The following is a 12,449-nucleotide window of genomic DNA, read 5'->3' as shown; positions in this document are numbered from 1 at the left end:
CTCCAGTCAGTCGAGGGATTCCACGCGCACCGGAACCACGCCGGCGCGCAGCATCCCCAGGCGTTCGGCCGCTTCGCGGGAGAGGTCGACGATGCGGCCACGAACATGGGGGCCGCGATCATTGATGCGCACCACCACCGAGCGGTCGTTGTTGAGGTTGGTGACCTTCACCCGGGTACCGAAGGGCAAGGTGCGGTGTGCGGCGGTCAGGGCGTGCTGGTCGAAGCGTTCGCCACTGGCGGTGCGCTTGCCATGGTGCCTGGCGCCGTAATAGGACGCCTTGCCTTCGGCGCGGTAGTCGTGGCCAGACTCGCTACCGCCTCCGAAAGGGCTCGTGCTGCAGCCGGCCAGCAGGAGAGCAAGCGCCGGGAGCCAGAACAGGGATCGAAACATGCCGAATACCTCGGACAAGAAAACGCCGGGCAAGCCCGGCGTCCTTAATGGTGTCAGCCTTCGAGCTTCTTCTTGAGCAATTCGTTCACTTGGCCGGGGTTGGCCTTGCCCTTGGAAGCTTTCATCGCCTGGCCGACGAAGAAACCGAACATCTTGGCGCGCTTGGCTTCATCGCTGGCGCGGTACTGTTCGACCTGGGCGGTGTTGGCAGCCAGCACTTCGTCGAGCATGGACTCGATGGCGCCGGTGTCGGTGACCTGCTTCAGGCCTTTCTTCTCGATGATCTCGTCGGCGGAACCTTCGCCGGCGGCCATGGCTTCGAAGACCATCTTGGCGATCTTGCCGGAAATGGTGTTGTCCTTGATGCGCAGGATCATGCCACCCAGTTGATCGGCGGAAACCGGTGACTGCTCGATTTCCAGGCCATCCTTGTTGAGCAGGCTGGAGAGTTCGCCCATCACCCAGTTGGCGGCCAGCTTGGCGTCACCACAAACCTTCTGCACGACTTCGAAGTAGTCGGCCATTTCACGGCTGGCGGACAGCACGCTGGCGTCATAGGCGGACAGGCCGAACTCGCTCTGGAAGCGTTCGCGCTTCTGGTTGGGCAGTTCCGGCAGTTGAGCGCGCACTTCGTCGAGGAAGCTCTTCTCGATCACCACCGGCAACAGGTCGGGGCAGGGGAAGTAACGGTAGTCGTTGGCTTCCTCCTTGCTGCGCATGGAGCGGGTTTCGTCCTTGTTCGGGTCGTACAGGCGGGTTTCCTGCACCACCTTGCCGCCGTCCTCGATCAGTTCGATCTGCCGCTGCACTTCGTGGTTGATCGCCTTCTCGATGAAGCGGAACGAGTTGACGTTCTTGATCTCGGCACGGGTGCCGAACTCGGCCTGGCCTTTCGGGCGGACCGAGACGTTGCAGTCGCAGCGCAGCGAGCCTTCGGCCATGTTGCCGTCGCAGATACCCAGGTAGCGCACCAGGGCATGGATGGCCTTGACGTAGGCGACCGCTTCCTTGGCGCTGCGGATGTCCGGTTCGGAAACGATTTCCAGCAGCGGGGTGCCGGCACGGTTCAGGTCGATGCCGCTCATGCCGTGGAAGTCTTCGTGCAGGCTCTTGCCGGCGTCTTCTTCCAGGTGCGCGCGGGTGATGCCGACGCGCTTGATGGTGCCGTCTTCCAGGGTGATGTCGAGGAAGCCCTTGCCGACGATCGGCAGATCCATCTGGCTGGTCTGGTAGCCCTTGGGCAGGTCCGGATAGAAGTAGTTCTTGCGCGCGAAGACGTTCTTCTCGGCGATTTCGGCGTCGATGGCAAGGCCGAACTTGCAGGCCATGCGCACGGCTTCTTCGTTCAGCACCGGCAGGGTGCCGGGCATGCCGAGGTCAACCAGGCTGGCCTGGGTGTTGGGCTCGGCACCGAAGGTGGTGGCGCTGCCGGAGAAAATCTTCGATTGGGTGCTGAGCTGTGCGTGGATTTCCAGCCCGATCACTGTTTCCCATTGCATGTACGTGTTCCTCAGAATCCGGCCGGGGCACGAGTGTGCCAATCGGTCGCCTGCTGGTACTGGTGGGCGACGTTGAGCAGACGGCTTTCCTGGAAGTAGGGCGCCAGTAGCTGTACACCGACCGGCAAGCCATCGATGAAGCCGGCGGGCATGGAAAGCCCTGGCAGACCCGCCAGGTTGGCGGTGATGGTGTAGATGTCTTCCAGGTACTGGGCGACCGGGTCGTTGTTCTTCTCGCCGAGTTTCCAGGCCGGGTTGGGCGTGGTTGGGCCCAGGATCACGTCGACTTCATTGAATGCACTGACGAAGTCGTTCTTGATCAGGCGGCGGATCTTCTGCGCCTTCAGGTAGTAGGCGTCGTAGTAGCCGGCGGACAGGGCGTAGGTGCCGACCATGATGCGGCGCTTCACTTCGGCGCCAAAGCCTTCGGCGCGGGAGCGCTTGTACAGGTCTTCCAGGTTCTGTGGGTTTTCGCAGCGATAGCCGAAGCGCACGCCGTCGAAACGCGACAGGTTGGAGGAGGCCTCTGCCGGGGCGATCACGTAGTAGGCCGGGATGGCGTGCTGCATGTTCGGCAGGCTGATTTCCTTGACGGTGGCGCCCAGCGTCTTCAGTTCTTCGACAACGGCCAGCACCGTGTCGGCGATGCGGCTGTCGAGGCCGGCGCCGAAGTATTCCTTCGGCAGGCCGATGCGCAGGCCGGCGAGCGGTTGGTTCAGGCTGGCGAGGTAGTCATCCACCGGTTGGTCGACACTGGTGGAGTCCTTCGGGTCGAAACCGGCCATGGCGCCGAGCATCAGCGCGCAGTCCTCGGCGGTACGGGCCAGCGGACCGCCCTGATCGAGGCTGGAGGCGTAGGCGATCATGCCCCAGCGGGAAACCCGGCCGTAGGTGGGCTTGATGCCGGTGAGGTTGGTGAAGGCAGCCGGCTGGCGGATCGAGCCACCGGTATCGGTGCCGGTAGCCGCGGGCACCAGGCGCGCAGCGACGGCCGCGGCGGAACCACCGGAAGAGCCGCCGGGTACGCGGTCCAGGGCCCAGGGGTTCTTTACCGCGCCGTAGTGGCTGGACTCGTTGGAGGAGCCCATGGCGAACTCGTCCATGTTCAGCTTGCCGAGGCTGACTGCGCCGGCTGCCTTGAGGCGGGCGACGACGGTGGCATCGTAGGGCGCCTTGAAACCGTCGAGGATCTTCGAGGCGCAGCTGGTCAGCACGCCTTCGGTGCAGAACAGGTCCTTGTGGGCGATGGGGGCGCCGAGCAGGGCGCCTTGCTCACCGGCGGCACGCCGTGCGTCGGCTGCCTTGGCCTGTTCGATGGCCGGTTCGTCGGTGATGCTGATAAAGCTGTTCAATTGCGGATCGAGCTGGTGGATGCGAGCCAGCAGGCCGCGGGTCAGCTCTTCGGCGGAGAATTCCTTGGCGGCGAGGCCACGGGCGATCTCGGCGAGGGTCAGTTGATGCATGGGGAACCCTTTCCTTATTCGATGACTTTAGGCACGAGGTACAGGCCGCTCTCGACGGCCGGCGCGATGGCCTGGTAGGCCTCGCGTCGGTTTTCCTCGGTGACGCTGTCGGCGCGCAGGCGCTGGGTGGCGTCCAGCGGGTGGGCCATGGGTTCGATGCCGTCGGTGTCCACGGCTTGCATGGCGTCGATCAGGCCGAGGATGTTGTTCAGGGTCTCGGTGGTACGCGGGATATCGGCCTCGTTCAGGCCCAGTCGGGCGAGATGGGCGATTTTTTCCACGTCGGAGCGTTCAAGCGCCATCGGGGGTCTCCAACTAGAAGCGGCCTGCGTGGGCAGTCGACCGTGCGGGAATCGAGCGGGGAACGGTGCTGCGAACGAGCGGTCAAAGGCCGCGATGATGGGCCTTGGTGGCCCGGAAAAACAGGCAATTTAACATATCGGCGCCTTGCCCAAAATCCCCGTCATTGTTAGAGTTTGCCGCACTTTTTTACCCACGCGTTGCCTAGGGTCCCTCTCCCATGTTCAAGAAACTGCGTGGCATGTTTTCCAGCGATCTGTCGATCGACCTGGGCACTGCCAATACCCTTATTTACGTGCGTGAGCGCGGTATCGTCCTCAACGAACCCTCGGTGGTCGCCATTCGTAACCACGGCAACCAGAAGAGCGTGGTAGCCGTAGGTACCGAAGCCAAGCGCATGCTGGGCCGTACTCCTGGCAACATCTCCGCCATCCGTCCGATGAAGGACGGCGTGATCGCCGACTTCAGCGTCTGCGAAAAGATGCTGCAGTACTTCATCAACAAGGTTCACGAAAACAGCTTCCTGCAGCCGAGCCCGCGCGTCCTGATCTGCGTGCCCTGCAAATCCACCCAGGTGGAACGCCGTGCCATCCGTGAATCCGCCCTGGGCGCCGGCGCCCGCGAAGTATTCCTGATCGAAGAGCCCATGGCGGCTGCCATCGGCGCCGGTCTTCCCGTGGAAGAAGCCCGCGGGTCCATGGTCGTGGATATCGGTGGCGGTACCACCGAAATCGCCCTGATCTCCCTGAACGGCGTGGTCTACGCCGAATCCGTACGAGTCGGCGGCGACCGCTTCGACGAATCCATCGTCACCTACGTGCGCCGTAACTACGGCAGCCTGATCGGCGAATCCACCGCCGAGCGCATCAAGCAGGAAATCGGCACCGCCTTCCCGGGTGGCGAGGTCCGCGAGATCGATGTCCGTGGCCGTAACCTGGCCGAAGGCGTACCGCGCAGCTTCACCCTGAACTCCAATGAAGTGCTGGAAGCCCTGCAGGAGTCCCTGGCGACCATCGTTCAGGCGGTGAAGAGCGCCCTGGAGCAATCTCCGCCGGAACTGGCGTCCGACATCGCCGAGCGCGGCCTGGTGCTGACCGGTGGTGGCGCGCTGCTGCGCGATCTGGACAAGCTGCTGGCCCAGGAAACCGGACTGCCGGTGATCGTCGCAGAAGATCCGCTGACCTGCGTCGCCCGTGGCGGCGGCCGTGCCTTGGATATGATGGACCGTCACGCGATGGATCTGCTCTCCACCGAGTAAGGTCGGAGAGCAACGCAGCCATAGGAGCGGGCCATCAAACCGCTATTCACCAAGGGACCTTCGCTCGGCGTGCGCCTGTTGGTGTTCGCCGTGCTTTCGGCTGCACTGATGGTGGTCGACGCCCGCTTTGACACGCTCAAACCCATGCGCAGCCAGATGGGTCTCGTGCTCACGCCTTTCTATTGGCTGGCCGACTTGCCGGTGCGTGTCTGGGATGGCGTCAGTGATCAGTTCACCAGCCGCAGTACCCTGATCGCCGAGAACGAGAAGCTCAAGGCCGAGGCCCTGCTGATGCAGCGTCGCCTGCAGAAGCTGGCGACCCTGACCGAGCAGAACGTTCGGTTGCGCGAGCTGCTCAACTCTTCTGCCCTGGTGGATGAAAAAGTCCTGGTTGGCGAGTTGATCGGCGTCGATCCCAACCCCTTCACCCACCGCATCCTGATCGACAAGGGCGAGAAGGATGGCGTGTTCCTCGGCCAGCCGGTGCTCGATGCCCGCGGTCTGATGGGCCAGGTGGTGGAGGTGATGCCCTATACATCCCGCGTGCTGTTGCTGACCGATACCACCCACAGCATTCCGGTGCAGGTGAACCGCAACGGCCTGCGCGCCATTGCCAGTGGCACGGGCAACCCCGAGCGCCTTGAGCTGCGCCACGTCGCCGATACCGCTGACATCAAGGAAGGCGACCTGCTGGTGAGTTCCGGCCTTGGCCAGCGCTTCCCTGCGGGCTACCCGGTGGCGATCGTCAAGGAAGTCATCCACGATTCCGGCCAGCCGTTCGCCATCGTTCGCGCCGTGCCTACCGCCGCGCTGAACCGCAGCCGCTACATGCTGCTGGTGTTCACCGATACCCGCAGCCCCGAAGAGCGCGCCAACGACGCCGCCAAGGCCCAGGAGGCTGCTGACCGCGAGGCTGCCGCCCAACCCGCCCAGGGCGATGCTACCGCTCCGGTCATTCCGGCCGCCCAGGCCGCACCTGCCGCTGCCAGTACCCCCGCCGCCCAGGCCCCCGCCGCAGCGCCAGCGTCTACTGCGCCGGCCCAGGCTGCACCGAACAAGCCGCCGGCAGCGCGTAATCCCCAGGAGAGTCATTGATGGTCGGCCAGCGCTCCAACAATGGCTGGGTGATCTGGGTCAGTCTGATCCTGGCGCTGGTACTCAGCGTCGGGCCGGTGCCCAGCTTCATGGAAATCGGCCGGCCGCTCTGGCTGGCGCTCTTCCTTACCTACTGGACGCTCGCCCTGCCGCACCGCGTGGGCATGACCACCGCCTGGATGCTGGGCCTGGCGGAAGATGTGCTCTATGGCACTTTGCTAGGTCAGAACGCCTTGATTCTCGCCCTGATCACCTTCCTGGTGCTGACCTTGCACCAGCGGCTGCGCATGTTCCCCATGTGGCAGCAGTGTTTGGTGCTGCTCGTAGTTTTCGGCCTGGCCCAGTTGGTACAGCTGTGGCTCAATGCTCTCACCGGTAATCGTCCCCCGACCCTGGTCTTCCTGCTGCCCGCCCTGGTCAGCGCGTTGCTCTGGCCTTGGGTTTATGCCGCCCTGCGCGGTACGAGTCGCCGCCTCAACGTCAATTGATCGGCTTGCGGCCATGTCGCAAGCCTCTGTCTTCGACAGGGAGAAGTCCGCATGGCCACGCTGTACCTGGCTTCGGGGTCGCCGCGTCGGCGCGAGCTGCTGGCACAGATCGGCGTTCCCTATATCCCCCTGATCGCCTCCATCGACGAAACCGCCCTGCCGGACGAGCCAGCAAACGCCTATGTCGAGCGTCTGGCGCGCGAGAAGGCCCTGGCTGGTCTCGCCAGCCTGGCCGAGACCCGCGCGGCCTGCGTACTGGGGGCAGACACCGCGGTGGTGCTTGATGGCCGCATTCTTGGCAAGCCGGTCGATCGCGACGATGCGCTGGCCATTCTGGAGCAGTTGTCCGGTCGCGAGCATGAGGTGCTCACTGCGGTTGCACTGGCCGCTGTGGATCGCTGCGAAACGCGGGTGGTGGCCAGTCGGGTGCGCTTTCGTCCCATTTCCCGAATCGAAATGGAAACCTACTGGGCCAGCGGCGAGCCCGCCGACAAGGCCGGCAGCTACGCTATTCAGGGGCTGGGTGCGGTATTCGTCAGTCGCGTTGAGGGCAGTTATTCAGCGGTAGTGGGATTGCCGCTGCTGGAAACGGCGGAAATGCTCGCCGGGTTCGGCATTCCTTGTTGGCAGCACCTGGGATAGGTCAACGGCATGAGCGAAGAAATACTGATCAATATCACGCCGATGGAATCGCGCGTGGCGCTAGTGGAGAACGGCGTGCTGCAGGAGGTGCATGTGGAGCGCACCTTGCGTCGCGGCATCGTCGGCAACATTTACAAGGGCAAGGTGGTGCGGGTACTGCCGGGCATGCAGGCGGCTTTCGTCGACATCGGCCTCGATCGCGCGGCGTTCATTCATGCCTCGGAAATCAGCAACCGCGAAGGCAGTGCCGTGGAGAGCATCAGCGCACTGGTGCATGAGGGTCAGAGCCTGGTCGTGCAAGTCACGAAGGACCCGATCGGCAGCAAGGGCGCTCGCCTGACCACCCAGCTGTCGATACCCTCGCGTTACCTGGTGTACATGCCACGTACCAGCCATGTGGGCATTTCCCTGAAGATCGAGGACGAGGCCGAGCGCGAGCGCCTCAAGCAGGTGGTGGCCGACTGCATTGCCGCCGAAGGCATCGAGGAGGCCGGTGGCTTCATCCTGCGTACTGCCGCTGACGGCGCCCGCGCTGATGAAATCCTGGCGGACATCCGTTATCTGCGCCGCTTGTGGGAGCAGATTTCCTCGCAGATGCAGACCGCTTCGGCACCGTCGGTCATCTACGAAGACCTCAGCCTCGCCCTGCGCACCTTGCGTGACCTGGTCAACCCGCGCATCGAGAAGATTCGCATCGACTCGCGCGAGACCTTCCAGAAAGTGACCCAGTTCGTCGACGAGTTGATGCCGGAAGTTTCCGATCGACTGGAGCATTACCCCGGTGAACGGCCGATCTTCGACCTCTACGGCGTCGAGGATGAAATCCAGAAGGCCCTGGAGCGTAAGGTGCTGCTGAAGTCGGGTGGCTACCTGATCATCGACCCGACCGAGGCGATGACCACGATCGATGTGAACACCGGTGCCTTCGTCGGCCATCGCACCCTCGAAGAGACCATCTTCAAGACCAATCTCGAGGCGGCCACCGCCATTGCTCGCCAGCTGCGCCTGCGCAACCTGGGCGGGATCATCATCATCGACTTCATCGACATGGAAGATGAAGAGCACCAGCGCCAGGTGCTGCGTACCCTGGAGAAGCAGCTGGAACGCGACCACGCCAAGACCAACATCATCGGTATCACCGAGCTCGGACTGGTACAGATGACCCGCAAGCGTACCCGCGAGAGCCTGATCCAGGTGCTCTGCGAGCCTTGCGCCAGTTGCCTGGGCCGTGGCCTGCTGAAAACCGCAGAAACCATCTGCTACGAAATCTTCCGCGAGATACTGCGGGAGGCCCGGGCCTATCAGGCCGAAGGCTACCTCGTGCTGGCGAACCAGAAGGTGGTGGATCGACTTCTGGATGAAGAGTCGGGCAACGTCGCTGATCTGGAAGCCTTTATCGGGCGGCCGATCAAGTTCCAGGTGGAAACCATGTATTCCCAGGAACAGTACGACGTGGTCCTGCTCTGAGGCGCTGAGTGGAAGCCATAGCCCGCTGGTTGATGCGCACGCTGCGCTGGTCACTGGGTCTTTGCGCCCTGTTCCTGGTGCTGTCGGCGCTATATGTCAGCCTGGGGCGCGAACTGGTGCCATTCGTGGCTGAGTACCGTGCCGAAGCAGAAGCCAGGGCCTCTGCCGCGCTGGGGCAGCCGATTGAGATCGGCAGCCTGGAAGGGCGTTGGCATGGGCTGTCGCCGCTGCTGATTGCGCACGACGTCGTGTTGGGCGAGGGCAATGGCGTCCTGCGCGTGGATCAGATACGCGTGGTGCCTGACGTGCTTGGCAGTCTGTTGGCGCGGCAGCCACGTATCGCCCGGCTGGAGCTGGATGGCGTCCAGGTCGGCCTGAGCCAGGACAAGGCTGGAAAATGGCATCTGGAAGGTCTTGCCAGCAACTCGGACAAGCCGCTCCCAGGCCCCCGGCAGGTCCGCGCCCTGCTGCAGCAGATTGGCCACGTATCCGTGCTGAACAGCCAGCTCACCCTGGAATCCGAAGGACAGGCATCCACGAGCTTCACCTATGTCAGCGCCACGCTGAAAGCCAGTGGTAGACGCCAGCGCCTCGATGGCCGCTTCACCCTACCCGATGGGCAGCCGATTGCCCTGCGCCTGAGAACCCGCCTCAATTCCGACGCCTGGCTGCAAAATGATGCGGAACTCTATCTCAGCCTGCCGCAAACCGATTGGGCGCGCTGGCTGCCCGCCAGCCTGACCCGTGACTGGCGTCTTCAGCGCCTGCAGGCAGGGGGCGAAGTCTGGGGCGAATGGAGCAAGGGCAGTATGCGGCGTGCTGTCGCCAAGCTGCATGCGCCCGAAGTACGCGGCGCCTACGCCAAACGCAAGGCGGTCACCCTGAGCAACGTCGGGCTCAATGCCTATTTCACCCGGACCGATGAGGGGTTCCAGGTCCTGCTCGATTCCCTTGCTGCGAACATCGGAGAGACGCGCTGGGGCGAGGCCCATCTTCGTCTCGATCACACGGCGGGTGAGCGACCCGAGTGGGCGCTGAGCGCCGACCGACTGGAGGTGGCGCCCTTGCTACCGGTCGTGGAGGCGCTGATCCCGCTGCCGGAAGCCGCCGCCGCCGCTGTGGCTGGCCTGAAGCCGCGGGGTGCCCTGCGCAACCTGAGCCTGCATTACCGCCCACTTCAGGAAGGCGCCAAGCGCCTGGACTTCAGCAGCAACCTCGACGATGTCGGTTTCAACGCCTACCACGGCGCGCCCGCCGTCGAGAACGTCAGTGGCAGTCTGGCGGGGGACCTGTCCCAGGGCGAGTTGCGCCTGGATTCCAACGATTTCACCCTGCACCTCGACCACCTCTTTCCCAAACCCTGGCACTACCGCGAAGCGAACGCCCGGTTGACCTGGAGCCTGGACGATACCGCCTTCACCCTTGTCAGCCCGTACATGCGCCTGGAGGGCGAAGAGGGGCATATTGCCGGTGACATGCTGATTCGCTTGATGCGCGCGCCAGAGGCAGAGGACTACATGGACCTGCGTGTCGGCCTGCGCGAAGGCGATGCACGCTACACCGAGAAGTACCTGCCGACCCGTTCGCCGGGGCTCAGTCCGGCCCTGGCCAAATGGCTCAAGGAGGCCATCAAGGGAGGTGCGGTGGATGAGGGTTTCTTCCAGTACCAGGGTTCACTGGCCCAAGGCGCCGATCCGGAGGCGCGTTCCCTCAGCCTGTTCTTCAAGGTGCGTGACGCCGAACTGGCGTACCAACCCGGCTGGCCGGAACTGCGCGAGGCCCGTGGTGACGTGTTCATCGAGGACTCCGGCGTGCGGATCAAGGTGCCGGATGGACGCATCCTCGACAGCCGGGTGAGCGACGCTGAGGCTGAAGTGCCCCACGTAGAGGCTGGCGAAGTGCCGCGTCTGCTATTGGACGCCCAGCTGGACAGCAGCTTCACCGACGGCCTGAAGATTCTTCAGGAAACCCCGATGGGCACTGCGAACATTTTCGCTGGCTGGCAGGGACAGGGCACTCTTGACGGCAGGCTGCAATTGGATATCCCGCTGGAGAAGGGCCATCCGCCCCACGTGGTGGTGGATCTCAGTACCGCCGACGCGCACTTGAAGATCGCCCGCCCCGATCTGTCTTTGACCCAGCTCAAGGGCGCATTCCGCTACGACACCGACAAGGGCCTCAGCGCCCAGGATATCCGTGGCCAAGCCTTTGGACGCGAAGTCCGGGCCAAGGCCCAGGCCGAAGGCAGCAACGGTAACGCCCGTTCGCGCATCCTCGCCAACGGCAGCATCACCCTGAAAGACCTCACCGCCTGGCTCGGCGTGACCCAGCCGCTGCCGGCTTCGGGCAGCTTGCCCTACAGCTTGAACCTGAGTCTGGACGGCAAGGATAGCCAACTGCGCATCGATTCCAGTCTCAAAGGCCTGGCGGTCGAGTTGCCGGCCCCTTTTGGCAAGCTGGCCGGCGAAACCCGGGATGCGACCTGGCGCATGACCCTGGACGGCGACGAGCGGCGCTACTGGCTGGACTATGCCGGGCTTGCCAGCCTGGCCCTGGCTGCGCCCGTGGGCAAGTTGGACGAAGCACGGGGCGACCTGGTTCTAGGGGGCGGCACGGCGACTCCACCCGGGGGAAAGGGCCTGCGCATCCGTGGCCGGGTGGACGAATTGGACACCGCGCCCTGGCTGGAGCTGGCCAAGCGGTATGCTCCCCGTGACGGCGCCGATAAGGCCCGCATGCTGAGCAGTGCCAATCTGGAAATCGGCCGGTTCAAGGGCTTTGGCATGAGCCTGGACGATCTCAAGGTCAATCTGGACCGGTCTGCCAACGGCTGGAACCTGGGCCTGGACAGCGCCCTGATGCAGGGGAACGTGGCGATGGCTGATGCCAAAGGCGCGCCCATTGATATCCATTTGAAGCAGATACGCCTGCCGAAGCCGCCGGAGAACGATGCCGAGGCGGATGCCAAGCCCGATCCGCTGGCCGGTGTCGATCCGCGCCAGGTACCGGCACTGGATGTGCGCATCGATCAGGTCGTTCTGGGGGACTCGCCTCTGGGGGCCTGGTCGTTCAAGGCTCGGCCTGACGCCAAGGGCGTGAATTTCAGCGAACTGAACCTTGACCTCAGGGGATTGAAGGTCACCGGGGCGGCAGGTTGGGAAGGCACGGCTGAAAGCAGCAGCTCCTGGTACAAGGGGCGGATGGAAGGCAAGAACCTGGCGGACGTGCTCAAGGCCTGGAACTTTGCGCCGTCAGCCACCAGCGAGCGCTTCCGCCTGGACGCCGATGGCCGTTGGCCGGGGTCGCCGGCCTGGGTCAGTCTCAAGCGTTATTCCGGTTCCCTGGATGCCAGCCTGAGCAATGGTCAGTTCGTCGAAGTGGAGGGTAGCGCCCAGGCGCTTCGGGTGTTTGGCTTGCTCAACTTCAACTCCATCGGTCGGCGCTTGCGCCTGGACTTCTCCGATCTGCTGGGCAAAGGCCTGGCTTATGACCGGGTCAAGGGGCTGTTGGTGGGCAGTGACGGCCGTTTCGTCACCCGCGAGCCCATTACGCTCGAAGGCCCGTCCAGTGGCCTGGAGCTGGACGGCACCATGGACCTGGCCGCTGATCGCATCAATGCCAAGCTGCTGGTGACCCTGCCGGTGACCAACAACTTGCCGCTGGCGGCGCTGATCGTCGGAGCACCGGCCATTGGCGGCGCGCTCTTCGTGGTGGACAAGCTGCTGGGCGACAGGGTCGCGCGCTTCGCGAGTGTGCAATATAAGGTTGAAGGTTCCTGGAAGAGCCCCAAGATCACGTTCGACAAGCCTTTTGAAAAGCCTCGCTGAAGCGGGCTTTCGCAGCT

Annotated in this window: 10 protein-coding genes; 6 read left to right on the top strand and 4 right to left on the bottom strand. The window is 63.9% G+C overall.

The annotated features are described in order from the left end of the window. Window positions 1-6: 6 nt before the first annotated feature. Genes G559_RS0112370 through gatC form a run of 4 tightly spaced genes read right to left on the bottom strand, consistent with a single transcriptional unit; the run spans window position 7 to window position 3,657 of the window. Window positions 7-393 carry a septal ring lytic transglycosylase RlpA family protein gene (locus tag G559_RS0112370; RefSeq protein ID WP_028628513.1) on the bottom strand — a complete coding sequence of 129 codons (387 nt, stop codon included), beginning with the start codon at window positions 391-393 and terminating at the stop codon, window positions 7-9. A 53-nt stretch (window positions 394-446) separates the two neighbouring features. Beyond that, window positions 447-1,892, bottom strand: coding sequence for an Asp-tRNA(Asn)/Glu-tRNA(Gln) amidotransferase subunit GatB (gene gatB / locus G559_RS0112365; protein ID WP_028628512.1), 1,446 nt, complete (start codon window positions 1,890-1,892; stop codon window positions 447-449). Between the two features lie 11 nt (window positions 1,893-1,903). Then, a complete protein-coding gene (gene gatA, locus G559_RS0112360; RefSeq protein ID WP_028628511.1) occupies window positions 1,904-3,355 on the bottom strand; it encodes an Asp-tRNA(Asn)/Glu-tRNA(Gln) amidotransferase subunit GatA in 1,452 nt (483 codons plus the stop codon). Between the two features lie 14 nt (window positions 3,356-3,369). Then, window positions 3,370-3,657 carry an Asp-tRNA(Asn)/Glu-tRNA(Gln) amidotransferase subunit GatC gene (gatC, locus tag G559_RS0112355; protein WP_028628510.1) on the bottom strand — a complete coding sequence of 96 codons (288 nt, stop codon included), beginning with the start codon at window positions 3,655-3,657 and terminating at the stop codon, window positions 3,370-3,372. Between the two features lie 218 nt (window positions 3,658-3,875). Here gatC and mreB point away from each other — a divergent pair, with 218 nt between their 5' ends. Genes mreB through G559_RS0112325 form a run of 6 tightly spaced genes read left to right on the top strand, consistent with a single transcriptional unit; the run spans window position 3,876 to window position 12,432 of the window. Next, window positions 3,876-4,913 carry a rod shape-determining protein MreB gene (gene mreB, locus G559_RS0112350; RefSeq protein ID WP_028628509.1) on the top strand — a complete coding sequence of 346 codons (1,038 nt, stop codon included), beginning with the start codon at window positions 3,876-3,878 and terminating at the stop codon, window positions 4,911-4,913. Window positions 4,914-4,946: 33 nt separating this feature from the next. Beyond that, entirely contained in the window at window positions 4,947-6,008 is a 1,062-nt protein-coding gene (gene mreC / locus G559_RS0112345; protein WP_081668046.1) for a rod shape-determining protein MreC, read from the top strand. Next, window positions 6,008-6,496 (top strand): rod shape-determining protein MreD, encoded by a 489-nt coding sequence (gene mreD, locus G559_RS0112340; RefSeq protein ID WP_028628507.1) that lies wholly within the window; start codon window positions 6,008-6,010, stop codon window positions 6,494-6,496. Before mreC ends, mreD begins: the two co-directional genes overlap by 1 nt. A gap of 51 nt (window positions 6,497-6,547) precedes the next feature. Continuing rightward, window positions 6,548-7,138 carry a Maf family protein gene (locus tag G559_RS0112335; RefSeq protein WP_028628506.1) on the top strand — a complete coding sequence of 197 codons (591 nt, stop codon included), beginning with the start codon at window positions 6,548-6,550 and terminating at the stop codon, window positions 7,136-7,138. 9 nt (window positions 7,139-7,147) lie between these two features. Further along, window positions 7,148-8,605, top strand: a complete 1,458-nt coding sequence (rng, locus tag G559_RS0112330; protein WP_028628505.1) for a ribonuclease G — start codon at window positions 7,148-7,150, stop codon at window positions 8,603-8,605. Between the two features lie 8 nt (window positions 8,606-8,613). Further along, window positions 8,614-12,432, top strand: a complete 3,819-nt coding sequence (locus tag G559_RS0112325) for a YhdP family protein (protein ID WP_394296411.1) — start codon at window positions 8,614-8,616, stop codon at window positions 12,430-12,432. Window positions 12,433-12,449: the final 17 nt, after the last annotated feature.

The sequence above is a fragment of the Metapseudomonas resinovorans DSM 21078 genome (assembly GCF_000423545.1).
Classification (GTDB): domain Bacteria; phylum Pseudomonadota; class Gammaproteobacteria; order Pseudomonadales; family Pseudomonadaceae; genus Metapseudomonas; species Metapseudomonas resinovorans.
Note: the sequence above shows the minus strand (reverse complement) of the source record. Positions and strands in the feature narration are given on the sequence as shown.

Excerpts from the sequence above, each read along its gene's own strand:
- rng (WP_028628505.1), top strand. The coding sequence starts at position 7,148 with ATGAGCGAAGAAATACTGATCAATATCACGCCGATGGAATCGCGCGTG.
- mreD (WP_028628507.1), top strand. The coding sequence starts at position 6,008 with ATGGTCGGCCAGCGCTCCAACAATGGCTGGGTGATCTGGGTCAGTCTG.
- gatB (WP_028628512.1), bottom strand. The coding sequence starts at position 1,892 with ATGCAATGGGAAACAGTGATCGGGCTGGAAATCCACGCACAGCTCAGC.
- G559_RS0112335 (WP_028628506.1), top strand. The coding sequence starts at position 6,548 with ATGGCCACGCTGTACCTGGCTTCGGGGTCGCCGCGTCGGCGCGAGCTG.
- mreB (WP_028628509.1), top strand. The coding sequence starts at position 3,876 with ATGTTCAAGAAACTGCGTGGCATGTTTTCCAGCGATCTGTCGATCGAC.
- gatC (WP_028628510.1), bottom strand. The coding sequence starts at position 3,657 with ATGGCGCTTGAACGCTCCGACGTGGAAAAAATCGCCCATCTCGCCCGA.
- G559_RS0112370 (WP_028628513.1), bottom strand. The coding sequence starts at position 393 with ATGTTTCGATCCCTGTTCTGGCTCCCGGCGCTTGCTCTCCTGCTGGCC.
- gatA (WP_028628511.1), bottom strand. The coding sequence starts at position 3,355 with ATGCATCAACTGACCCTCGCCGAGATCGCCCGTGGCCTCGCCGCCAAG.